19 protein-coding genes are annotated in these 24,062 nt (G+C 68.3%); 6 read left to right on the top strand and 13 right to left on the bottom strand.

Translation table 11 applies throughout. The features are described 5' to 3' along the window. Nucleotides 1-39: 39 nt before the first annotated feature. Nucleotides 40-1,239 carry a serine hydrolase domain-containing protein gene (locus PV766_RS17700; RefSeq protein WP_064062841.1) on the top strand — a complete coding sequence of 400 codons (1,200 nt, stop codon included), beginning with the start codon at nucleotides 40-42 and terminating at the stop codon, nucleotides 1,237-1,239. A 56-nt stretch (nucleotides 1,240-1,295) separates the two neighbouring features. Here the strand turns inward: PV766_RS17700 and PV766_RS17695 are convergent, their stop codons facing one another. The 8 genes from PV766_RS17695 to PV766_RS17660 all read right to left on the bottom strand — a co-directional run bounded on the left by PV766_RS17695 (nucleotide 1,296) and on the right by PV766_RS17660 (nucleotide 11,054). Beyond that, nucleotides 1,296-3,431, bottom strand: coding sequence for a 3-hydroxyacyl-CoA dehydrogenase NAD-binding domain-containing protein (locus tag PV766_RS17695; RefSeq protein ID WP_303660429.1), 2,136 nt, complete (start codon nucleotides 3,429-3,431; stop codon nucleotides 1,296-1,298). A 35-nt stretch (nucleotides 3,432-3,466) separates the two neighbouring features. Then, nucleotides 3,467-4,681: an acetyl-CoA C-acetyltransferase gene (locus tag PV766_RS17690; RefSeq protein ID WP_064062842.1), complete on the bottom strand. Its 1,215-nt coding sequence runs from the start codon at nucleotides 4,679-4,681 to the stop codon at nucleotides 3,467-3,469. Between the two features lie 158 nt (nucleotides 4,682-4,839). Then, the gene (locus tag PV766_RS17685; RefSeq protein WP_064062843.1) at nucleotides 4,840-5,847 is read right to left on the bottom strand and encodes a zinc-binding dehydrogenase; all 1,008 of its coding nucleotides are present in this window, start codon (nucleotides 5,845-5,847) and stop codon (nucleotides 4,840-4,842) included. Then, complete coding sequence (gene phnE, locus PV766_RS17680; protein ID WP_421097530.1) at nucleotides 5,823-7,412, bottom strand: phosphonate ABC transporter, permease protein PhnE; 1,590 nt, start codon at nucleotides 7,410-7,412, stop codon at nucleotides 5,823-5,825. Before phnE ends, PV766_RS17685 begins: the two co-directional genes overlap by 25 nt. Beyond that, nucleotides 7,409-8,221 (bottom strand): phosphonate ABC transporter ATP-binding protein, encoded by an 813-nt coding sequence (gene phnC, locus PV766_RS17675; protein WP_016931819.1) that lies wholly within the window; start codon nucleotides 8,219-8,221, stop codon nucleotides 7,409-7,411. The genes phnE and phnC overlap by 4 nt, the downstream gene beginning before the upstream one ends. Before the next feature lie 2 nt (nucleotides 8,222-8,223). Then, nucleotides 8,224-9,192 (bottom strand): phosphate/phosphite/phosphonate ABC transporter substrate-binding protein, encoded by a 969-nt coding sequence (locus PV766_RS17670; protein WP_129977753.1) that lies wholly within the window; start codon nucleotides 9,190-9,192, stop codon nucleotides 8,224-8,226. Between the two features lie 25 nt (nucleotides 9,193-9,217). Next, nucleotides 9,218-9,892, bottom strand: a complete 675-nt coding sequence (locus PV766_RS17665; RefSeq protein WP_421097529.1) for a phosphonatase-like hydrolase — start codon at nucleotides 9,890-9,892, stop codon at nucleotides 9,218-9,220. 31 nt (nucleotides 9,893-9,923) lie between these two features. Further along, nucleotides 9,924-11,054 (bottom strand): TIGR03364 family FAD-dependent oxidoreductase, encoded by a 1,131-nt coding sequence (locus PV766_RS17660; RefSeq protein WP_129977755.1) that lies wholly within the window; start codon nucleotides 11,052-11,054, stop codon nucleotides 9,924-9,926. Between the two features lie 98 nt (nucleotides 11,055-11,152). Between PV766_RS17660 and PV766_RS17655 the strand changes: the two genes are divergently transcribed. Continuing rightward, a complete protein-coding gene (locus PV766_RS17655) occupies nucleotides 11,153-11,869 on the top strand; it encodes a GntR family transcriptional regulator (RefSeq protein ID WP_016931815.1) in 717 nt (238 codons plus the stop codon). Here the strand turns inward: PV766_RS17655 and PV766_RS17650 are convergent. From PV766_RS17650 to PV766_RS17640, 3 genes are all read right to left on the bottom strand, one after another. Beyond that, nucleotides 11,824-12,555 carry a response regulator gene (locus PV766_RS17650; RefSeq protein WP_421097528.1) on the bottom strand — a complete coding sequence of 244 codons (732 nt, stop codon included), beginning with the start codon at nucleotides 12,553-12,555 and terminating at the stop codon, nucleotides 11,824-11,826. The genes PV766_RS17655 and PV766_RS17650 overlap by 46 nt on opposite strands. After that, a complete protein-coding gene (locus PV766_RS17645; RefSeq protein WP_421097527.1) occupies nucleotides 12,510-14,456 on the bottom strand; it encodes a histidine kinase in 1,947 nt (648 codons plus the stop codon). Before PV766_RS17645 ends, PV766_RS17650 begins: the two co-directional genes overlap by 46 nt. 70 nt (nucleotides 14,457-14,526) lie before the next feature. Then, on the bottom strand, nucleotides 14,527-15,222 hold the full coding sequence (locus PV766_RS17640) for a hypothetical protein (RefSeq protein WP_172506073.1): 696 nt from the start codon (nucleotides 15,220-15,222) through the stop codon (nucleotides 14,527-14,529). Nucleotides 15,223-15,855: 633 nt separating this feature from the next. Here PV766_RS17640 and PV766_RS17635 point away from each other — a divergent pair. Further along, complete coding sequence (locus PV766_RS17635; RefSeq protein WP_421097526.1) at nucleotides 15,856-17,454, top strand: FUSC family protein; 1,599 nt, start codon at nucleotides 15,856-15,858, stop codon at nucleotides 17,452-17,454. Nucleotides 17,455-17,495: 41 nt separating this feature from the next. On the opposite strand, the gene PV766_RS17630 is transcribed toward PV766_RS17635, so the two are convergent. Continuing rightward, nucleotides 17,496-19,082, bottom strand: a complete 1,587-nt coding sequence (locus tag PV766_RS17630; RefSeq protein WP_421097525.1) for a hypothetical protein — start codon at nucleotides 19,080-19,082, stop codon at nucleotides 17,496-17,498. A 327-nt stretch (nucleotides 19,083-19,409) separates the two neighbouring features. Between PV766_RS17630 and PV766_RS17625 the strand changes: the two genes are divergently transcribed. Next, on the top strand, nucleotides 19,410-20,879 hold the full coding sequence (locus PV766_RS17625) for an MFS transporter (protein ID WP_129977759.1): 1,470 nt from the start codon (nucleotides 19,410-19,412) through the stop codon (nucleotides 20,877-20,879). Here the strand turns inward: PV766_RS17625 and PV766_RS17620 are convergent. After that, nucleotides 20,866-22,518: a PucR family transcriptional regulator gene (locus PV766_RS17620; protein ID WP_129977760.1), complete on the bottom strand. Its 1,653-nt coding sequence runs from the start codon at nucleotides 22,516-22,518 to the stop codon at nucleotides 20,866-20,868. The two genes, PV766_RS17625 and PV766_RS17620, sit on opposite strands and share 14 nt — an antisense overlap. 328 nt (nucleotides 22,519-22,846) lie before the next feature. Between PV766_RS17620 and PV766_RS17615 the strand changes: the two genes are divergently transcribed. Continuing rightward, nucleotides 22,847-23,296: a GlcG/HbpS family heme-binding protein gene (locus tag PV766_RS17615; protein ID WP_006552488.1), complete on the top strand. Its 450-nt coding sequence runs from the start codon at nucleotides 22,847-22,849 to the stop codon at nucleotides 23,294-23,296. Nucleotides 23,297-23,336: 40 nt separating this feature from the next. After that, nucleotides 23,337-24,056: a TenA family transcriptional regulator gene (locus PV766_RS17610; protein ID WP_006552489.1), complete on the top strand. Its 720-nt coding sequence runs from the start codon at nucleotides 23,337-23,339 to the stop codon at nucleotides 24,054-24,056. Nucleotides 24,057-24,062 lie beyond the last annotated feature (6 nt).

Genomic DNA, 24,062 nt, shown 5'->3' with positions numbered 1-24,062 from the left:
CCTTCCATGCGTGTCACGCATCACACCGGAAGGACGGATATGCACACACTGGATCTCTCTGCTTTGACAACGAGTCTCGACGACGCTCTGGACCACGTCACCGCTTTTCCCGACGGACCGGCTCTGGTTCCCGGCGTTGCAGCCGCGGTCACGCGCTCGACCGGGTCCGTGTACGAGGGGGCGTCCGGCGTCCGCTCGTTGAGCGATGCCACTCCGATGACCACGGATTCGGTACTCGCACTGTTCTCCACCACCAAGGCGATCACCGGAACAGTCGTGCTCCAGTGCGTCGAAGAAGGACTGATCGACCTCGATGCTCCGGCATCGGAATACGTGCCGGACATCGCAGATCTCTCCGTCGCAGAGGGTTTCGACGAGTCCGGGGTCCTGACGCTGCGCGCTCCCCGCACGCCGATCACCACCCGAATGCTGTTGCTGCATACTGCCGGACTCGGGTACTCGTTCTTCGACGACACCTATCACCGTCTCTCGGTCGCGGGCGTCCACCCGAGCGTGATCACAGCAACTCGTGCGGCGCTGCAGACGCCTCTGCTGTTCGAGCCCGGTACCCGGTGGAACTACGGATCCAACATCGACTGGGCGGGGCTCGTGGTCGAAGCCGTTCGCGGGAAGCGACTCGGCGACGTCATGACGGAACGTGTCTTCCGTCCACTGGGGATGAGTGACACCGCATTCACCATGACCCCCTCGATGCAGGAACGACGAGCAGAGATCCACCAACGCAGGGAGGACGGGACGCTCGTGCCGACCGGTCTGGTGCTGCCGCAGGAGCCCGAAGTGGATATGGGCGGTCACGGCCTGTACTCGACCATCGGTGATTACACCCGATTCCTACAGATGTGGTTGAACGACGGTGAGGGTGAGTACGGTCGAGTGTTGCAGCCGGAGACTGTGGCGAAAGCTGCGATCAGCGGTCTCGGCGACCTTCAGGTGACGATGCTCCCAGGAGTCGAGCCCGAGCTCTCGAATGACGCGGAGTTCTTTCCGGGCCAGCGGAAGACGTGGTCGTACTCCTTCATGGTCAACGAGGAACAAGCGCCCACCGGCCGCAGCGCAGGGTCCCTGAGCTGGGCGGGACTGGCAAATCTGTACTACTGGATCGACCGTCGTGCCGATGTTGCCGGAATCTGGGCGGCACAGGTGCTCCCGTTCGCCGACCGCGCCTCCGTCGGTGGATTCCTGGAGTTCGAATCGCGCGTCTACCGCGCACTGCGCTGAGAAAGGGCTCCCGACGCCGTGGCGTCGGGAGCCCTTCCGTGTAACCGTCGTGTGCGTCAGCTGCGCAGCGACGCCGGCGGGGTGAAGCGTTCGCCGTACTTGGCGGCGAGCTCCTCGGCCCGCGCGACGAAGCCTTCCTTGCCACCCGGGTAACCGACGATGTACTGAGCGACACCACCGGTCCAGGCCGGGAAACCGATGCCGAAGATCGAGCCGATGTTGGCGTCGGCGGTGGTCTCGAGAACACCCTCGTCGAAGCACTTCTGGGTCTCGATCGCCTCGGCGAAGAGCATGCGGTCGATCAGATCCTGCAGCGGCACATCGAGGGTCGCCTCGGTCTTGAAGTGATCGCGCACACCCTGCCAGATGCCCTGACGCTTGCCGTTCTCGTCGTACTCGTAGAAGCCGGCCTTCTCGAGACGACCCGGACGGCCCTGCTCGACCATCCAGTCGACCACGTCGAGTGCGGGATGACGCGTGGTGCCGAGCTTGGTGTCGCCCTGCTTGGCGGCCTCCTCGGTTTCCTTCGCGATCTTCTGCATGAGCTTCATGTTCAGCTCGTCGGTCAGCTGCAGCGGCGGAGCCGGGTAACCCGCCTGCGAACCGGCCTGCTCGATGGTCGCGGGCTCGATGCCCTCGCCGAGCATGGCGATGGCCTCGTTGACGAAGGTGCCGATCACACGCGAGGTGAAGAAGCCGCGACTGTCGTTGACGACGATCGGGGTCTTGCGGATCGCGAGCGTGTAGTCGAACACGCGGGCCAGGGCCTCGTCGGAGGTCTTCTCACCCTTGATGATCTCGACCAGCGGCATCTTGTCGACCGGCGAGAAGAAGTGGATACCGATGAAGTCCTCGGGACGCTTGACGCCGGTCGCGAGACCGGTGATGGGCAGCGTCGAGGTGTTCGAACCGAGCAGCGCGTCGGGATCGACGATGTCTTCGATCTCCTGGAACACCTTGTGCTTGAGCTCGGTGTTCTCGAACACCGCCTCGATGACGAAGTCGACGCCCGCGAAGTCGGCGGGGTCGGCCGTCGGCGTGATGCGGTCGAGCAGAGCCTTCGACTTCTCCTCGGTGGTCTTGCCACGCGAGAGAGCCTTGGTCTCGATCTTCTCCGAGTAGTTCTTGCCACGCTCGGCGGCCTCGAGGGTGACGTCCTTGAGGACGACCTCGTAACCGGCCTTGGCGGAGACGTAGGCGATGCCGGCGCCCATCATGCCCGCACCGAGAACGCCGATCTTCTTGATCTCGCGCTTCGGCACGTCCTTCGGACGCGAAGCGCCCGAGTTGATGGACTGCATGTCGAAGAAGAACGCCTGGATCATGTTCTTCGCGACCTGGCCGGTGGCGAGTTCGACGAAGTACCGCGACTCGATGGTCGACGCGTTGTCGAAGTCCACCTGCGAGCCCTCGACGGCGGCGGCCATGATGGCGCGCGGAGCCGGCATCGGAGCGCCCTTGATCTGCTTGCGCAGGTTCGCGGGGAAGGCCGGGAGGTTCGCGGCGAAGGCCGGGCTGGAGGGGGTGCCGCCGGGGATCTTGTAGCCCTTGACATCCCACGGCTGGACGCCGCCCTCGGGGTTGGCCTTGATCCATTCCTTGGCGGCCGGAACGAGCTCCTCGACGCTGCCCACGACGTCGTGGACGAGGCCGATCTCCTTGGCCTTGACCGCGTTGTACTTGTTGCCCTGCAGCAGAACCGAGAGCAGCGCCGTCTGGATGCCGAGCAGGCGCACGGTGCGGGTGACGCCACCGCCACCGGGGAGCAGGCCCAGGCTGGCCTCGGGCAGACCGATCTGCACGCCCTTGACATCGGCAGCGATGCGGTGATGCGTCGCGAGGGCGATTTCGAGGCCGCCACCGAGAGCCGCGCCGTTGATGGCGGCGACGACGGGCTTACCGAGGGTCTCGAGACGACGCAGGTCGGCCTTGATGCCCTGGACCTCGTCGAACGCGGCCTGCGCGTCGTCGGGGCCGATCGCGATGATGTTGCGCAGGTCGCCGCCGGCGAAGAAGGTCTTCTTCGCGGAGGTGATCACCACACCGGTGATGGAGTCCTGCTCCTCGTACAGACGGTCGACGGTGGCCTTCATCGACGCCTTGTACAGCTCGTTCATCGTGTTGGCGCCCTGGTTGGGATCGTCGAGTGTCAGCACGACGATGCCGTCGGCGTCCTTGTCCCAGGAAATCATGTTGTCGCTCACTGTTTTTCGAATTCCTTCCGGTGTCAGACGCGCTCGATGATGGTGGCCACACCCATGCCGCCACCGATGCACAGGGTGACGAGGGCGCGCTTGGCTCCGCGGCGCTCGAGCTCGTCGATCATGGTGCCGGTGATCATGGCGCCGGTGGCGCCGAGCGGGTGGCCCATCGCGATGGCGCCGCCGTTGACGTTGAGCTTCTCGTCCGGGATGTTCAGGTCCTTCTGGAACTTCAGGACGACGGAGGCGAACGCCTCGTTGATCTCGAACAGGTCGATGTCGTCGACCGTCAGGCCCGCCGAGGCGAGAACCTTGTGCGCGGCCGGCGTGGGGCCGGTGAGCATGATCGTCGAGTCGGCACCGGAGGTGGCCGTGGCGACGACGCGGGCACGCGGGGTCAGACCGAGGTCCTTGCCGGCCTGCTCGGAACCGACGAGCACGAGTGCCGCGCCGTCGACGATGCCCGAGCTGTTGCCGCCGTGGTGGACGTGATCGATCTTCTCGACGAAGTGGAACTTCTGCTGCGCCACGGCGTCGAAGCCGCCCATCTCACCGATGGTCGCGAACGACGGCTGCAGCTTGGCGAGGCCTTCGAGGGTGGTGTCGGGACGCATGTGCTCGTCGTGATCGAGGATCGTCAGACCGTTCTGGTCCTTGACCGGCACGACCGACTTGGAGAAGTAGCCGCCCGACCAGGCTGCCGCGGCGAGTTGCTGCGAGCGCAGTGCGTAGGCGTCGACGTCCTCGCGGGTGAAGCCCTCGATGGTCGCGATGAGATCGGCGGAGATGCCCTGGGGAACCAGGTAGCTGTCGTAGTTGGTGGCGGGATCGAGCATCCACGCGCCACCGTCGGAGCCCATGGAGACACGCGACATGGACTCGACGCCGCCGGCGAGAACGAGCTCGTCCCAGCCGGAGCGGACCTTCTGCGCAGCCATGTTGACGGCCTCGAGGCCCGACGCGCAGAACCGGTTGATCTGCACGCCGCCCGTGGTGGCCGGCAGGTTCGCGATGGTGACAGCGGTGCGGGCGATGTCGGCACCCTGATCGCCGACGGGGCTGACGACACCGAGGATCAGGTCGGAGATGCGGTTCTCGTCGAGATCGGGGAATCGAACACGCAGCTCGTCGATCAGGCCCGTAACCAGGGAGATCGGCTTGACGGAGTGCAGCGAGCCCGTCTTCTTGCCTCGGCCGCGTGGTGTTCGGATGGCTTCATAGATGAATGCCTCGGTGGTCACAGTGCGCAGGTTCCTTCCCGTGCTTGCGGAGCGACGGCACCCACGGCCCTGCAGAGGGCCGCCGTGCCCAACCTCCCCCACGGTAGAAGCGGGTACCCCTCGGCCGTAAGGACCGAAGCGATCGGTGTCCGTGACCGAACCGAACGTCCGCAAACCCCTTACGGGACCACCGCCGCCCGCAGGCGCGGCCCCGCGTGCAGGACTTCTCGCAGCGCATCGAGGGGGACGGGGGTGCCGACGAGCTCGTCCCACGGGTAGACGGCGACCGTGCGGGACAGGAACGCCACGGCCTCGCGCAGGTGCGCGGGTTCGTAGTTGTGCACCCCGCCGATGGTGAGCCACCGGCGCACGATCGCCTCCGGATCCACGGGAACGGCGGGACCGGGCGCCACCGAGCCCGCGAGCACGAGGCGCCCGCCCACATCGAGGCGCGACACGAGCGACGCGATCGCATCCGCCGAACCCGAGAAGTCGAGAGCGATATCGGCAGGACCACCGTCGTCGAGAACCGCGCCGAACCGTTCGGCGCGTGCCGCGCGCTGCGGGTCGATGTCCACGATCGTGACGTCGGCACCGGCTTCGGCACACATGGCGACCGCCGTGACACCGAGCATCCCGGCACCGCACACCACGACCCTGCGGCCGTCGAGATCGCCGGCCGCCTCGACCACCGCGACAGCCGTCGCGGTCGCACACGAGGCCGGAGCTGCGACGACGTCGGGCACCGCGGCCGGGACGGGCACGGTCGTCGCGCCCGCGGGCAGCACGATGTACTCGGAGTAGGTGCCCGACAGTGGCCACGGCCCGGTGAACGGTTCGTGGCCGACCTTCGTCACCGACCTGCACTTGGCCGTGCGCCCGGATCGGCACCGGTCGCAGTCGTGGCACGCGCACGTCACGCTCCACACGATCCGCTCCCCCACCGCCGCGGAGGCGTGCGGACCGGCAGCGACGATCTCCCCTACCCCTTCGTGTCCGAGCACCGAGGGCGCCGGTCCGGGGCGGCGCCCGGACACGGTGTGCAGGTCGCTCCCGCACACCGTGGCGAGGCGGACACGCACGAGCAGTTCGCGGTAACCGAGGGCCGGTATCGGTACCTGCCGCAGCTCGATGCCCGTCCCGGTCCACACCGCCGTACGGCTCACACGACCTTCGAGCGGATCCATCCCGACATCCTTTCGATGACGTACACGACGGCGAACACGATGACGACGATCGCGCCGGCGAACTCGAAGTTCAGCGTCCGGACCGCTTCGAAGAGAAGGAATCCCACGCCGCCCGCACCGACGACACCGAGAACGGTCGAGGTGCGGATGTTGACGTCGAGCAGGTACAGCGTCGACCCGACGACCGACGGAACCACCTGGGGGATCACCGCGGCGAAGAGGGTCTTCCACCATCCGCCGCCGACGGCGCGGACCGCGTCGAGCGGCCCGGGGTCGATCTCCTCGACCGCGTCGGCGACGAGTTTGCCGAGGAATCCGACGGAACCGACGGCGAGCGCACACGCACCGGCGACCGGACCGAGTCCGATGGCGGCCACGAAGATCACCGCGAGTACGAGTTCGGGGATCGCCCGCACCACGAGGATCACGGCGCGAGCGGTGGCATAGACGGTGGGATGCGGAGACACGTTGTTCGCCGCCAGGATTCCGAACGGAAGCGACAGCACGGCACCGACGGCGGTGGCGACCGCGCCGATCGCGAGGGTCTGCAGCACCGCGTCGACGAGATCCGAACCCACCGCGGTGAAGTCCGGTGGAACGAGCCGTGTGAAGACCTCGAGGGACGGTCCGATCCAGGTGAACAGATCACGCGGATCGATACGGAGAGCGAACAGAGCGGCCGCCGTGGCCGCGATGACGGTGGAGGAGAAGATGATACGCGAGAGACGTTCTCGTCCAGGACCGTTCGCGGACGGAGTGAGCAGAGCGCGCCGGACGACGATGGCGACGACCTCCATCGCCGCGATGATCATCAGGATCACGCAGACGATTCCGAGTGCACGTGGATAGACGAGTCCGCGCAGTGCGTCCTGCAACGCGAATCCGATTCCGCCGGCTCCGACGAAACCGAGGACGACGGAGGTTCGGAGGTTGATGTCGATCCGGTAGACGAAGGCGGCGGTCCAGGACGGGACGACCTGCGGCAGAACCGCGTTGATCATCTCCCGGACGTATCCGACGCCGGTGCTGCGCACCGCCTCCCGTGGACCTGCGTCGGTCTGTTCGATCGCGTCGGCGAACAACTTGCCGAGCATGCCTATCGAGTGGAGAGCCAATGCCAGAACACCGGGCAGGACGCCGATTCCGAGTGCGCGGACGAACAGGACCGCAAACAGCAGGTCGGGCATGGCGCGGCAGAACGTGATGACGGCGCGGGCGATGCGGTGCAGCGCCGGGTGCGGTGTCGTGTTGCGCGCAGCCAGGAACGCGAGCGGTACCGATGCGACCGCCGCGAGGACGGTGCCGAGCACCGCCATGAGCAGCGTCTCGATCGCGAGCACACCGATGCGGCCGGGGTCGTCGAGCCGCGGCGGCAGCATGCGTTCGATCAGGCCGGCCGTCGAGTCGAGCCCGTCCAGCAAGGTTGTGGGAGCGAAATCGATGTACGTGGCCGACGCGACGACCACGACCGCGACGACGGCCCAACCGGCGGTGATCGTCCGCCGACGGTCACGACCGGCGCCGTGGGGCCTCGTCTCCGTGCGGGTCGGGGTGAGGATGCTCATGCCGACCGTGCTCCGAGAGAGCCGGAGGCGGGTTCGACGCGCTGGTAGATCTCCATGGCCTCGTCGCGGGAGAGCCCGACCGCCGGGCGATCGAGCACCTTGCGACCGTCTCGCAGGCCGACGATGCGGTGTGCCCAGCCGAGTGCGAGGTCCACCTGGTGCAGCGTGCACACGACGGTGAGCTTGTCTTCCATGCACACTCGGAACAGCAGATCCATGACCACGCCGGCGTTCTCCGGATCGAGGGAGGCGACGGGTTCGTCGGCGAGCAGCACCGTGGGCCGCTGCATGAGGGTCCGTGCGATCGCGACGCGCTGCTGCTGGCCTCCCGACAGGGTGTCGGCACGCCGGTCCGCGAGGTCGGCGAGACCGACCCGGTCGAGATGCTCCCGCGCCTCGACGCGCATGGTCTTCGGGTAGGTGAGCGCCCCGTAGCGGGGCAGCGACAATCTGCCGAGCCCGCCGATGAGCACGTTCTCGAGGCAACTGAGCCGTCCGACGAGATTGAACTGCTGGAAGACGAATCCGACGTCCTTGCGCAGCGACCGCAGCTCGCGGCGGGACGCGAGATCGACCCGTGTACCGGAGACGTCGATCCTGCCCTCGGTGACGGGGTGCAGACCGTTCAAGCACCGGAGGAAGGTCGACTTCCCCGAGCCCGACAGACCCAGCAGGACGACCAGTTCGCTGCGGTGCACGTCGAGATCGACGCCGGACAGCGCGGTGGTGGTGCCGAATTCCTTGGTGACGCCGCGGGCCGAGACGACGAGGTCGTCGCCGGCGACCTGGTGGGTGGGATCGATGCTCATCGTCAGCCCTTGCACTTCTCGGATTCGGTGATCTCGCAGACGTGTCGGACCCCGTCGTAGTCGGCGTCGGTCGCAGCCACGACACCCCAGGCACGCTCGTCGGTGATTCGGCATTCGCCGTCGCAGTATCCCTGGGCGAGCAGGTAGTCGGCGTTGCCCTTCTCGGTGAGGATGGTGGCGAGTCGTTCGGTGACCTCGGTGCCGAGGGAGTTGTCGGCGACGAACAGGGATCCGGCGATCGTCTCGGATTCCCAGACCTTCTTCAGTTCGCCTTCCCGGAGGTCGCCGCTCTCGATCATCGTCCGGTCGACCATGGTGTCGAACGCGAAACCGGCGTCGCAGTCGCCCGCTGCGATCGCCAGGGCGGAAGCGTCGTGCCCACCGGCGTAGACGGGGGTCAGACCGGCGACGAGATCCTGCTCGGTTCCCGACTCGACGACTCCCGCTTCGATGAGTCCTGCCGAGGGGTACAGGAATCCGGACGTCGAACCGGGATCGACGAAGCACACGTCCTTGCCCGCGAAGTCCTCGATGCTGTCGATCCCGGAGTTGCCGGACTGCGTCAGACCGTAGGAGCGGTAGCCGGGTTCGGCGTCCGGGTCCTGGACGACGGCACCGAGCGGAGTGGTGTCGGCGCCGTTGAGTTGCGCCACGACGTACGCGAAGGGACCGAAGAAGGCGAGGTCGACGTTGTCGGCGATCATGCCCTCGACCACGCCCGCGTAATCGGAGGCCTGGACGAACTCGACGGTGGATCCGGTCTCGTCCTCGAGCATCGTCAGCAGCGGCTCGTAACTCGACTTCAGATCGGACGAGTTCTCGGCGGGAATCGCACCGAGCGTGATGGTTTCGGGAAAGCCTTGTTCGTTGAGCGTGTCGGGATCCGAACCGCCGCAGGCGGTCAGAGCGAGGGTGAGACCGGCGGCGAGACCGGCGGAGACGGCGGCTCGGCGAGACGACAGGGAACGCATGGGAAGGGTCCTTCGAGTCGGCAGGTCAGGAGACGATCAGGGCGGGCAGAGCGACGATCGAGTCGAGAACGTGGGTGGCACCGGCTTCGCGGAGGGTCGCCTCGTCGTGGGCTCCTGTGCGCGTGCCGGCGACGACGGACGCTCCGGACCGCAGACCCGAGAGCATGTCGCCGGCGGTGTCACCGACCACGGCGATCTCGCGGACGTCGTCGGTGCCGGTGCGCAGCAGCGCGGTGAGGATCATGTCGGGGTAGGGACGACCGCGACCGGCGTCGGCGGGCGTGAGGGCGATGTCGGCGAGGTCGCGCCAGCCGAGTGCGTCGAGCAGCCGGTCCTGGGTGGAGCGGCTGAATCCGGTGGTGAGTGCGACTTTCACGCCTGCCTCGCGTAGTTGCGTGATCGTCTTCTCCGCGCCCGGAATCGGGGCGACGTCCCCGGCGTCGACGAACCGTTCGTAGGCGCGTTCGAAGGCGTCGTTGGCGATCCGGGCGCGCTCGTCGCTGCCGAACAGGGCGCGGAAGACGACGATCTTCGACTGCCCCATCGTGTCGAGGACGTATCGGCGCGCGTCGTCCCGCTCGGGGCCGCTCTCGGGAAGGCCGACGGCGGTGGCCGCTTCGTCGAAGGCGCGGACGACGAGTCCGTCATCGGCGACGGTGGTTCCGGCCATGTCGAGCACGGCCAGTCGGATGGTGGTCATGATCTTCTGCTCCAAGGGTTTCGGGAGGCGGTCAGAGTCCGAGCAGGTCGGCGGTCTCTTCGCCGAGATAGGGGCCGAGTGTCATACCGCGGCCACCCGGCCCGGCGACGACCCATACGTCCTCGTCGGCCTTCGCGCGGTGGACGAGCGCGGTGGGATCGGTGCACTGGCTGTAGACCCCTGCCCAGCGCCGGACGACGGGCGGCAGACGGCGACCGAGGAGTTCTTCCGTGACGGCGGTGAGATGGTCGTAGGGTTCCTCGTCGACGTCGAAGTCGAACGGTTCGTCGTAGGCGTGGGTGTCTCCGATGGTCAGGCCGCCGTGCAACCGTTGGACGCACAGCAGCTGCATGCGATGTTGCTCTGCGACGGGGCGTTGCTGTTCGGCGACGGTGAGATCGTCGAGGGCGGTACCGGCGAATCCCGGGTAGTAGCGGAGGCTGTCACCGTCGGCGATCGAGGTGGTGAGCGGTTCGTCCAGTGGTGCGGTCTGCATCATCTGCAACCGGACCCGGCGCAGCGGCAGGTCGCCGGCGAGATCGCGGGCCAGGCCACCGAGTGTCGCGCCGGGGCAGGCGAGAACGAGATCCACCTCGTGCACGACACCGTGATCGTCGCGTACCCGGACCGTCCCGTGCGGCGTGCGGGAGACGTCCCGGGCCTCGGTGGACGGCAGGAACCGGTAGCGACCCGACGTGGCGAGGTGTTGCCGGATCGCCGGAAGCGCGATGCGGGACTCGACGGCGGCGTCGGTACCGCAGTGCAGTGCGGCGACGAATTTCCCACGGAGCGCAGGGTTGACACCGCGCGCTTCGTCGGCGTCGAGAAGTGTGAATCCTCGCCGGCCCGCGTCGTCACGCGCGACGGCCTCCTCGGCGACGGCGACCTCGGCGGCGGTGCGCAACAGCGTCAGTGAGCCGTTCGCACGGAAGCCGACATCGGGCACGCGCGCGCCGAGATCCTCCCACAATTCCCGGGACCGGAGGGTCGCGTCGAGTTCGCCGCGCGTGCGGCCGGAGACCCAGACGAGACCGAAATTGCGCACGGTGGCACCGCGTGCTTCCGGTTCGCGTTCGAGATGCAGGACGTCGTGTCCGCGACGGACGGCGGCGTCGGCGTGTGCGGTGCCGAGGATGCCACCACCGATGATCAGGATTCGCATGTCTGCAACAGTGGAGCATGGTCTAGACCAGATGGGGACGGTTCGGCGAACGCACGGTGAACAGTTGGTATAGACCGGAATTCGGTTACGCTGGATGTGTGGCCACCGTCGTTCGCGAAGCGCGCACCCTCAAGCACCAGGTCGTGCGCCGCCAGGTCGAGTGTCTTCTCGACCAGCTCACCGTGGGAGACCAGGTGCCCTCCGAGCGCGATCTCGCCACCCGATTCGACGTCGCCCGCGAAACCGTCCGCCAGGCACTGCGCGAACTGCTCGTCGACGGCCGCATCGAACGACGGGGTCGCAGCACCGTCGTCGCCGGACCGAAGATCGTCCAACCCCTCGTCATCGGTTCCTACACCGAAGCCGCCCTCCTCGAAGGACGGAGCGCGGGGCGTGTGCTGGTCGCGTGGACCGACCTCGTCGCCGACGACGAAACGGCCTGCCGCCTCGGCATCGAGGCCGGAGACCCCGTCCTCGAACTCGAACGTGTCCTGCTCACCGACGGGGTGCACGTCGGACTCGAACGCACCCGGCTTCCCGCACACCGCTTTCCGGAGCTGCGCCGGACGCTGGATCCGTCGTCGTCACTGTACGCCGCGATCCGCGCCTGCGGGATCACGTTCGCGCGGGCGGTCGAGAAGATCGAGACCACACTGCCCGACGCGCGCGAAGCGGCCCTGCTCGACGCCGACACCCGCACACCCATGTTGTTGCTCGAACGGATCTCCTACGACGAGAACGACGTTCCCATCGAACATCGCCGCTCGCTCTATCGCGGCGACCGGATGTCGTTCGTCACGACCGTCACTCCCTGAGCAGCAGGTCGGTCGACGCCCAGGCCTGCTTCCCGCGCCCGGACGATCGCGCTCGCCCGGTCGGCCGCACCGATCTTGCCCAGGATGTTCGACACGTGGTTGCGCACCGTCTTCTGGCTGAGTATCAGTCGCCGGGAGATCGCCGCATTGTCGAGTCCGCGCGCCACGAGATCGAGGATCTCCCGTTCACGTTCGGTCAGATCCGGGAAGGCGGCCGCAGTGTTGCGGGATGTCGACACCGCCGCAAGGGCTTTCGCGGCGACCGCCGCGCCGACGATCATCTCCCCGGCGGCCACCGCCCTGATCGCCCGTTCGACCCCCGACGGATCGGCCCCCTTGACGAGATAGCCGGAGGCACCGGCGCGGATGGATGCGACCAGGATGTCCTCGTCCTCGTGCATGGTGACCATCAGGATGCGGGTGCCCGGGACCTTCCGGAGAATGCTGCGGGTCGCGTCGATCCCCGAGCCGTCGCCGAGTTCGATGTCCATGAGCACGACGTCGATGTCGGCGTTCACGCCTTCGAGCGCCTCCCCCACCGAACTTGCCTGGCACACCACGTCGATCCCGTCGAGGGTGCCGAGGAGCGCGGCCATACCGAGGCGGAAGACGGGATGGTCGTCGACGATCGCGACGCGTATCACCGGGTTGTCGCTCTCGATTCGGACCAGGGTAGCCGCGCGCACACCACGACACCGCGCGGGTCGCCGGATTCGATGCCCACCGTCCCACCGACCTCCCGGGCCCGTTCACGCATGCTCGGCGTGCCCACGCCGACGCGTGCGTCGGCTGCGAGTCCGCTCCCGTCGTCGACGATGTCGAGTGCCAGAACGTCGCCCTCCGCCGCGACCCGCACCGTGCACTCGTCGGTACCGGAATGCCGCCGGGCGTTGATGATCGCCTCGGAGGCGATGCCGTATGCGGCCCACGCGACAGGGCCGGACATCCCGGCCGGGAGGTCGGCCTGCAGGTGGACGCGGAATCCCGCGCGGGCGTGCGTGATCACGAGCTCGTCGAGGGCTGCGGTGAGACCGAGTTCGTCGAGGACCGGGGGCAGCAGGCTGCGCGAGAGTTCGCGGACACCGTCGACCTGGCGGTCGAGTTCGCGGAGCAGTTCGTCGACGAGCACGGCCGCGGCCTCCGGATCGGTGGTGACGAGATTGCGTGCCCCCTGCAGACCGAGCCGCACCCCGGCGAGCGACGGCCCGAGTCCGTCGTGCAGTTCGCGGCGGATGGTGCGGCGTTCCTCGAGCCGGACCTCGGTGAGGCGCCGGCGGGCGTCTTCGAGGTCCTCGGCCGACCGCAGTACCACCAGTCCGGCATCGACGACGGTCGCGAGTTCGGTCAGCGCCCGCCGGCTGCGGGCCCCGAGCGATTCACCCGGCGGTGCGGTGACGGCGAGGGTCGCGTCGCCCGAGCCGACCGGCACCTCCTCGACAGGTCCCGAGGCGGTCCCCCAGCGCGCGATGACGTCATCCCCGCGGCGCACCTCGACCGATTCGAGGCGCAGCGCGGTGCCGATGCCGGCGGCGAGTTCACCCAGCAGCAGGTCGGGGGAATCGGCGCCGGCGAAGTGCCGCCCGAGAATCCGTACCGCGCGCGCCGGGTCGACACCGTCGCCGTAGACGAGCCGGTGCACCCTCCGGCCGAGCCACATCCGCACCGGTTGCACAGCGAGCGCGACGGTGGTGGCCCCGACCGCCTGGGCGAACACCGATTCGTTCGGGAGCACCAGCGAGACCGCGACCGTCACCGCGAGATAGCAGGTGACGAGCACGGCGGTGAGACTGCCGGCGAGAGCAGCGCGTCCGACCGCGAGGTCGATGCCCCAGAGTCGTTGGCGCAACACGACGGCGAGGATCGCGACCGGATAGAAGGCCTGCGTCGCGAGGTGGAGCAGAGGTGTGAGCATCCACGGCACATCCGGCACCGCCAGCGGGATGTACGAGGCCGTCATGAGCGCACTGCCGAGAGCGAGCCATCCCATCCCGGATCGTTCGGCCGCCGGGGCGTGACGGCGGCGCCACTCGACGTGTCCGGCGGTGAGGAAACCTACGGCCACAACGGGTCCGACGAACCAGATGTCGGCGATGCCGGTGAACGTGCGCGCCCAGAAGAACCAGGCGATCGTCACGACGCCGGCGAGAACCCCCGCTCGCACCACCGGGCCGGCAGGACGATCGCGGACGAGCCACGGCACCACCAGGAACAACGCGAGCGTCCCGGGGATCCAGGTGGTGTTCTGCAGCGGCCCGAGGAATCCCACGGGAAGTTCGGGACGGACGAGGGCGAGCTGGGTCCAGCTGTAGGACACCGCTGCCAGGCCCACCCCGATCGACGCGACGGCCAGCAGGATCGGAACGGCATGGACGCGACGGGCGAGGATGACACCGGCGACCGTCCCGTAGACGGCGGCACCGACCACGTCCACGAGGAAGAACAGCTGGTCGGAGTCGAGCACGGGCCGGGCCGCGACGAACACGACCACGGCCGCGACGGCGAGCAGCCAGGAGGCGACGGCCACGACGGCGGCGGGTACCGGAGCCCCGGTACCCGCCGATCCGTTCGCTGTGGCTGTGTCCTTCATGGTGCGGTGAGTATGCACCACTGTGTCCTTGATGCGGCAGGTATACGCCGCTGGGCCGTTCGCAGGGGTACTAACGTGCACGCCGGTCCGTGAGAGCGAATCCGACACCGGCCACCAGCACCCACACCGGGCCGGTGAAACCCGCCATGTACTGCAGCGGGGAGATGCCGAGGAGCAGCGTCAGGCCACCGAGAACGATGCTCGCCCAACCGATCCACCGAGGTGCCGCACGGTGACGCAGGGCGGCCACCGCGACCGCGACGCCGCTCACTCCGGCCCCGACCCACAGCCACGGGATGGTGCCCATCCAGTGCGAGGCGAAGACCGCGACCTCGGGCACCATCCGATCGGTGTTCCCGAGCCCGAACAGCAGCTCGGTGTCGAGCCCCGTGCCCATGAGTGTCGCGACCGAGGTGAGCACGAGCCCGAAGGCCGCGACCGTCGGCACGAGGCCGAACTCCGGAGTGCCCGCACGCAGTCTTCGCTGCAGGCCCGCAGCGAAGACGAGCAGCAAGGCCGTCGACACCATCAACGTCAGGTGCATGACGAGCATGGCCGTGCGCTGCCCGGCGAACTCGGTCATGATCGCCGCCGCGTTGCCGGCGGTGCGCTCGTCGTACGCCGCGCCCATCGCCATGCTCGCCTGGATGCCCACGACGCCGGCGAGTCCGGCGGCGGCGCCCGTCCACGCCCAGATCGAGCCGGGGCCACGAGGGTCGGGGGTGATCGGCGTGAGAGGTTCGGTCTCGGTGCCGAGAGTGTTCATGGGGGTCCCTTCGGATCGGTGCGACGCCCTGCGCGTCGTGGAAGGAACGATCCGGCGCCCGGTGTCCCGGATGGAAGGGGCGGCCGTCCCGATCTTTCGGGATCCCTGCCCGTGCCGCCGCCGGGCGGCACACACCCGCCGCTCACGAGCTCGGGGAGGTTGTACGCGATTCTCCCGGGCGGTTTCAGGTAGCCAGCGCAACACAACCTCCCCGAGATCGGAGAGTGCCGACGCGAATATTCTGCGGGCGCCCGGATCCGCGTCGTTCCGAATTCACTCAGGGATGACGGGCGCGGCGTTCGCTCGCCGAATGCAGAGCACCGACGGAAGCGAAGGCTGCAGCAAGTACCAGCAGCAACAGCACGACATTCAGAGTCATGGAAATGTCCTTTCACGGGCCGGGTGAAAATTACCCGGCATCGAAACAGGCGCCCCTCACTTCTATCCCATTCCCACCGAATATGCGAGTCGTTCCATTTTTCCGAACCGACTCGAATTGTTCGCGCTTCGAACACCGAGAATTTCCCGCAACGTATTCGACGGGAGAATGCGCACTCCCGGACGAGTGACCTGGGCCTCATGTTCGCACGCCGACGCGAAGGACCGTCGGGACCGTTCCTAGAGTGATCGGTCGTGGCGGAGTCGAGCGGAGACCATCGGGTTGCCGAACTATCGCTGCCCACTCCCGCCCCCTTACGCACCGCTTTGCTGACGGTTCCCCGTCAGGGACGCCGGTGGCCCGGGGCCGCGCGTGCAGTCGCCACAGTCGCGGGGCCCGGTCTCGTGGGCGTCACTCTGGGATTCGGTGCCGTCTCCGCCGTCGCCACACTCGGCGCCTTCGCCGTCGTCTACGGCGAACAACGTCCCTATCGGGTACGTGCCCGGGTGGTCGCCCTCGTCGGCACGGTGCTCGTCGTGCTGGCGACGATCGGTGCCGCGGCCGGGTCGGTGGTCCACGACGCGGTGGCAGCCGGCGGGTCGGCGTGGTGGTATCTGCTGGTCGTCGCGGCGATGACCGCGACCGTCTCGGTGTGCGCGTTCGTCGTGGACGCATTGCGCATGGGTGCGCCCGGCGCCTTCCTGATGTTGCTGTCCCTCGAGATCGCCTCGGCTCTGCCCGCGTTGGGGGTGTCCGTCCCGGCGGTCGCGGTGTGGACGGCGATCGGAGCGGCGACGGCCGTCGTGATGTCCGTGTCCGGCGCCCCCTTCCGGCCACGGACCCCGGAACGCACCGCGGTGGCCGCGGCGGTCGTCGCCGTCGACGCGGTCTTCGAGGAGAACTCACCGGCGCATCGCCGTGCCGCCGTCCACGATCTGCACGTGGCCTGGCAGTGCCTGCACGACGCCGGCCTCGTCGGCTCGGGGCACCCCCTGGAACGGGCATTGCACGCCGCCCACGTTCGATGTGCGGAGACACTGCACGAACGTCCGCGCGACGAAGCGGTCCCCGAGGACGACCTGCAATTGCAGCCGCCGCTGCGGCGGCCCTCGGTGCGGTACCGCCTCGCGCGGGCCGCGCACCCGCGCAGTCGTTCGGCGACGATCGCGGTGCGCCTGCTCGTCGCGGGGCCGGTCGCCGGCACGACCGCGATCGCGCTGGGTGTCGGGCGCCCCGATTGGGCGGTCATCACGGCGGCGATGATCCTGCACCAGGGACCGGACCGGATCCTCGGCTCGTACCGGGCCGCGCACCGCTTCGTCGGCACCGTGCTCGGGCTCGTCCTGCTGGCCTGCCTGACGCCCTTCCATCCGAGCGGTGTCGCGCTCGTGGTGGTGCTGGCCGCGGCGATGGCCGGCACCGAGATGTTCCTGGTGCGGAACTACGGCCTCGCGATGGTCTTCATCACCCCGCTCGTCGTCGTTCTCGGCGGGCTGGGTACCCCCGGCGATCTGGTGACGGTCTCACGCGACCGGTTCCTCGAGACCGTCGTCGGCGTCTGTGTCGCGCTGGCGGTGATGTGGGGCGTGCTGCCCCGGGCCCACCGCCGCGTCCTCGACTTCGCCGACGGTCGCGTCCGTGACGCCGTCGCCGGGATCGCCGCGTCGACGGACGTGAAAGAACTGCCCGAACTGCGCCGCGACCTGGAGTTCGATCTGCACGCCTCCACCACCGCAGCGGTCATCGCCGCGCACACCGAGCCGGCGTGGACCCGGCAGCGCTGGACCGAGCATCGCCGGCTCCACGAGCTCGGCTACCGGATCCTGACCCTGCCGGAACGACCGGGACCCTGAAGCAGGGACCCGGTCGCTTCCGCACGAAGATGCGCCTTTCGTCAGAGCACCAACACTGCGAAGACGGTCGAGAGGATCAGTCCCGCCATCACCGGCAGGAAGCACTTGCGGGCGAGATCCAGCACCGGCACCCGGGCGAAACCGGCCACCGCGACCAGCGAGGACCAGGCGATGATGACGCCGCCGCCCGACCAGATGTTGCCCATCTGACCGATCGCCGCGAGCGTCGACGGGTCGACGTCGACGGCCGGGCCGAGAGCACCCGACAGCGCGCCGGTGAGGGGCAGTCCGCTGAATCCGGAACCGTCGAGTCCCGCGACCACTCCGATGAGCAGAATTCCGAACGAGGTGACGAAGGCGTTCTGCGGCAGATGTGCCTGTACCGAGGTCACGAGGTCGAACAGGATTGCCGGGCCTGCGGCGTCGGTGGACAGGCCGAGGATCGGGCCTGCGAACTCCGGGTTGCCGATGAAGAAGAAGCCGGCGATCGGAAGAACACAGCCCATGGCTTTGAATGCGAAGACCAGACCGTCGACGAGGTGATCCGAGGTGGTCTCGAGGAAGCTTCCCCGGTCGGTCGACGCTGCGGCAGCGAACAGGATCAGGGCTGCGATCCCGCCCACGATCGCGGCGGCCTCACCACCCTGCAGGGGCGGCACGACCTCGGTGAACTTGCCCAGCATCAGATAGACGATGAACGCGAGGTAGGCCAGCGGCACGAGCATCGCGAACGCCTTCGCGGTACCGCGACGCTCCTTCTCCGCCTCGGCGGGGTCGGCGACCGGCTCGGACGGAGCCACCAGCACCGCCGTGGCCGCCGTTGCCGGCTCGCCGCCACCACCGGGCCCGCCGGGACCGCCGGCCGGTTCGGGCCGGCGCGGAGGACGGGAGCCGCCTGCTCCACCCGAGGAGTCGTCGCCGCCACGGGTGTCACCGATGCCGCTGTCGGCTTCGGATTCCCATTCGACGAGCAGGTCGGCGGACGGTGCACGCCAGTGCCGCTTCTGGACGAAGTAGGTGATGAGCAGTGCCGTGACGCCCACGATCAGGGAGAGGACCAGTGCCTTGTCCGCGACGGAGTCGGCGTCGACGCCGGCGGCTGCCGCGGAGATACCGGGTGCGACCTTGATGATGTAGTCCGACGACAACGCCATGCCCTGACCGCAGATCGCGATGACCATGCCCACCGACAGCGGGGACATGCCGGCGCGGATCGCGACGGGGATGAGCACTGCGCCGACGAGGGGCACGGCCGGGGTGGGCCAGAAGAACAGGGAGATCACGTAGGTGACGGCGGCGAGGACGAGGAAGCTGCTGGTGCCCGCGCGCATGACGCGCCGGAACGGCGCGACCATCATCCGGTCCGCGCCGAGCTGGCGCAGCGCGCCGAGCATGGCCGTGACCATCGCGATGATGAGGAAGATGTTGAACAGTTCCTTCGCCGCGACGAGGCTCGCGTTGAAGATGGCCGACAGTCCCGTGACGATGCTGCCCGAGAACGTCAGTGCGGTCAGGAAGGTTGCGACGACTGCAGGAACGACGATGTTCTTCCGCAGGGCCATGGTGGCCAGGATGACGAGGATGCCGGCCAGGTAGACCCAGTGCGCGGCGGTGAGGTGTACGTCCAAGGCGTTTCCTTCGACAGGAGGGTGGAACGAGTCGGGCTGTGTTCGTGGACGGTGAATGGGCACTCGATGTATTGGGGGAACTTTCCGCTACGGCCCGTGCTCGGTCAACGAGAACGGTGCACAGTGACCGACACGCTGACTGTGCACTGTGTTCCACTTTTGCGATTTCGTGACGCCGAGTCGCTCGCATGTGAAAAATTGCTACGAACATGTGTCGCGAGCCCGGCGCCGGTCTCGCGATCTCGCCGAATGTGCACCCTGCCCCGGCTCGTCCGGATCCGATGTGCATCTCGACTCCGCGATGGCGATGCATCCGACGGTAGCGCAGTGCGACAGTGGTCCGACGGTACGAACCGTGCCGCGCACGTTCCCGAGGTTCCGGAGAGTTCGATGACCACTCGCACCGATACACCGGCAGCGCCGGCAACCGAAACGGATGCAGGCACCCCTACGGCCCTGTCCGCCCTGCTCGCCGGAACCCTCGTCGGGACACTGAGCAACAACATCATCAATGTCCCACTGCCACAGATTCTTTCCGACTTCGACGCAAGCCTCGACGACGGCGCGCTCCTGGCGGTCGGTTTCCTTCTCACTTTCGCTGCGGCGATGCCCCTCGCGGGGTACATCGGCGACCGATACGGCCGCCGGCGCGTCTACTGCGGCGCACTGCTCGGCACCGCGATCTGCGCGGCCGGAGCGGCGACGGCGCCGACCCTCGAGATCCTCGTGGTCTGGCGCGCCCTCGGTGGACTCGCGGCCGCCGCCTTCGCACCGGCCGTCATGGGGCTGATCGCGTGGCTGTTCGGCGCACACCGACGCGCACGCGCGGTGAGCGCGTGGGCCACCGTGAACGGACTCGGCCAGGCCGTCGGCCCCACCCTCGGCGGTTTCGTTGCGGGACAGTGGGGTTGGCGATGGGTTTTCGTCCCGATGATTCCGATTGCACTGATCGGACTCGCCGGAACGCTGCGCTGGATCCCGATCTTCCCCGGCCGCCGGATGACCCTCGACGTACCCGGCGCGATCGCACTGACACTCGGTTCCGCCGGAGTCGTGCTGGGGCTGAGCATGTTCGGACAGGCGGGGATCCCCACGTCCGCGGCAGGAATCGTGCTGGCGGTCTCGATCGTCGTACTCGTCGGTTTCGTCGGGCACTGCCTGCGCGCGACCGTACCGTTCGTCGACGTCCGGCTGCTGGTCGAGAGCCGGTTCGCGCGGAGCGCGGCCGCCGCCTTCGCGCAGATGTTCTGCCTGGGTGCGGCCCTGCTGGCCGTGCCGCTGCGGTTGCACGCGACGGGCGCGTCGACGGCCACGGCCGGGGTGATCCTGTTCGCGCTGCCCGCAGTGATGGCGGCCCTCGCCCCGGTGGTCGGCCGCACCGTCGATCGTGTCGGTGGACGACGGATGTTGCGGGCGGGACTGGTGGTGCTGCTCGTCGGTCAGGTCGCGCTCGCCGTCGTCCTCTCGGCGGACGAGCCACGCCTGTGGCTCGTCGCGACGGTCCTGGCGATCACCGGTGCCGGCATCGCCGCCGTGCAGACCCCTGCAGCGGCAGGATCGACCCGGTCACCGGCGGGTGAGCGCGGGACAGGGCTGGGCGTGTTCAACCTGATCCGTTTCGGCGGATCGGCCGTGGGGGCGGCGTGGGTGACCGTCGCGCTCGGCTCGTGGACGGTGGGCCCGCTCTTCGCGGTGTGCGCCGTGGTCGTGTGCGCGGGGTTGGCCGCCTCGTTCCTGGGGACGGATCCGGAGGACACCGAACCCGTCTCCGATTCGACAGCCCTCAGCGGTAGTTGATCTCGTTCTCGACCGAGGTGCGCAGCCGGTCGAGGAGCTCGAGCCGGACGGCGAGCCAGGCCGTGAACTGGTTCTCCGGTATCCGGACGTCCATCGCCATCGCGCGGGAGATCCGGTCGAGCTTCGACAGCATCGTGTTGCGATGAACCGACAACTCCCGCGCCGCCGCATTGACGTTCCCGCCGGCCGCGAGATAGGCCGACAACGTGTCGTAGAGGTCGGTGCCGGGCTCGAGCGCGCCGAGCACGTCGCCGACGAATCTGCGGCTCCGGTCGGTCTCGGCGACCAACTCGAGCACGCCGTAGCCCCGCAGATCGCGATACGCCACCGAACCCGACATCCCGAGCCGCTGCCCGATGCCGAGCGCCACGCGGGCCTGCCGGTAGCTCTCGCGGATCTGGTCCGCCCCGACGGCCGGAGCACCGTGGGCGACGGGTACCGGGCGCACGCGCCGGCGGGACAGATCCTGTGAGACCGCGTCGGCGTACTCGGCGATCTCGAGCTCGACATCGCGCGGGTCGCGGTAGCGCAGCGACCGCACCACGACCAGGACGTCGCCGATCACCGTGACGTACGAGCGCACCGACGGATGGGGCAGGACGCTGGCCGCGTACCGGGCCAACCGCAGCAGTCCACCGGATTCGTCGCCACCCGGACCGGCCGGGTTCTCCCCGTAGCCGGGCGCGACGAAGACCGCGAACGTCGAGGTGAGGTCGATGTCGTGGTACTCGGCGCGGGCCTGCATGTCGTGCTGGCTGGTGAAGCTGCCGTGCACCAGAGCCTGCACGAAATCGCCGCGGGCCCGTTCCTCGGCCTCGTCGACACTGCGTTGCCGCAGCATCTCCGACCCGATGATCGCCGTCGCCTGTTCGGTGACGACCGCGTGCTGGGCCAGCTCGTGCGGTCCCGGCGACGGCCCCGAGGCGAGAACGACCACCCAGCCCTCGAACCGTTTGCCGAGCCGGATGGTGCTCGCCGTGCACGTCCAGGGCGTGCCTCCGACGACCTCCTCCAGCACGCGGGTGTCGTGGTGCGCGTGACGATCCGCTGCCGTCACCGCCGACAACTTCTCGAGCAGGATCTCCGAGATCTCGTCCGCCCGGCCGGCATCCACGCCATGGAAGGCGACGGCCTGGCCACGCGCGTCGAGCGCGATCGCCGGATGCTGCGCGAGGGCGGAGACCTCCTTGACCAGCAACGTCAGTCCCGCGCCACGGTGCAGCAGACCGGCGAGCGTCGAGTGCACGTGCGCGGAATAGCGCATGACGTGCATTTCCTGCATCAGCGACCGCTCGGCGAGCAACCTGTTGAGCGCCGCGAATCCCACGGGCAGGTCGAGTTCGATCACCACCGATCCCGGCGGCCAGGACACTCCGGCGGGCGCCGCGCCGTCGACGACCAGCGCCGCGGCGCCGCGGGCCGCAAGCGCGGACAGAGCGTGCGCGCTGTCGGCGAGCGACTCCGGCCGCATGTACACGGCGACACCGTCGAGATCGTCGAATCGGCCGATGACCTCGCCGAACGGCAGCACCCAGGTGAGCGCCCGGTCGAGATCGGCCTCCCGATCCACGACCCGGGCGCCCGCCATGAGCGGTTCGTCGAGCAGCCCTCGGACTGTCAGACGCGGGCTCGATTCCATGGGGACCTGCTTCCCTCGGGAGCATCTGCGGGCCGCGAGGGGGTGGGCCCGCCGACACCGTGGCGGTGTGCACTTTCTACACCAGTTACCAGAGTCGTGGGTCACAGACACATGTGCACTGTGTACACCGAATTCCGAAAACGACGGTGATCTTGACCGTCCCCATCGGCGCGCGGCCCTGTTAGAAATGAGCCACGCCGGACGCACCGCTTCACCACTCCGGCACCCGCCGACACGTCAGCGACGCGGCATCGGCGGGACGCATCCGGATCCCGACGCGGACCAGGAATCGTCCGACTCTCCGACCCGACCTCGAAAGTGGACACCCATGCACCGAATCCACCGCATCACCCTCGACGACGCACTCCCCCTGCTCGCCGCCGGCCGCGCGAAGGCCGAGGAGATCGGCGTGAAGCAGACCCTGTGTGTCTGCGACGAGAGCGCGAATGTCATTGCTCTGCACCGGCTTCCCGGCGCCCGCCTCACCGGCGTCGAGATCGCCATGGCGAAGGCGTTCACCGCCGCCGGGCACGAGCGCGCCACCCACCTGTTCAACGAGGGCCCCAACGGACCCGCCCTCCCCGGCAACGAAGCGTTCGGCATCAGCCACATGCTCCCCGGGAAGTTCGCGATCTTCGTCGGCGGCTTCCCCCTCGTCTACGACGGGCAGATCGTCGGCGCCGTCGGCATCAGCGGCGGCAACGGCGAGCAGGACAAGGCGGTCGGCGCCGCCATGATCGCCGAATTCGAAGCTCTGACCTCCGCGATCAACGCCTGATCGCATCCCCCGCACGACCTCCTCACCGAAAGGCATCATCATGACCGAACTGCTCGGACGCGACGAATTCCGCGCCGCACTCGAAGACGCCATCAAGGGACGCGAGGCCAAGAACGCCTCGTTCAGCAAGGCGTGGGCCGAGGGCAAGCTCGAAAAGCACCACTTCGCCCGGTGGGCCGAGAACCACTACCACTACGTCGGCCCCTTCGCCGACTACCTGGCGAACATCTACTCCAACACCCCCGATCACTTCACCGACGCCAAGGACTTCACCCTCCAGAACATGTACGAGGAGGAACTGGCCGACATCCGGCACACCGACCTGCTCATCAAGTTCGCCGAGGCGTGCGGCACCACCAAGGAGCGCGTCGAGGATCCGAACAACATGAACGCCGTGACGCGCGGCCTGCAGGCGTGGTGCTACGCGGTGTCCCAGCGCGAACACTTCGTCGTCGCCACCGCGGCGCTGGTCGTCGGCCTCGAATCGCAGGTGCCGAGCATCTACAAGAAGCAGATCGTCCCGCTGCGCGAGGTGTACGGATTCACCGAGGACGAGATCGAGTTCTTCGACCTGCACATCACCTCCGATGTGGTGCACGGTGAGCGCGGCTACCAGATCGTCCTGGACTGCGCCGACACCCCGCAGCTGCAGCAGCGCTGCCTGCAGCTCGTCCGCTGGGGAGCGGAGATGCGCTTCTCGTACACGAAGGGCCTGTACGACACGTACGTGGCTCCCGATCTGGAGCTGGCGTCCGCCTGATCCGAT

The organism is Rhodococcus sp. As11, from assembly GCF_048957735.1.
GTDB classification, from domain to species: Bacteria; Actinomycetota; Actinomycetes; order Mycobacteriales; family Mycobacteriaceae; genus Rhodococcus; species Rhodococcus gordoniae.
This window is presented reverse-complemented; position numbering and strand designations above follow the sequence as displayed.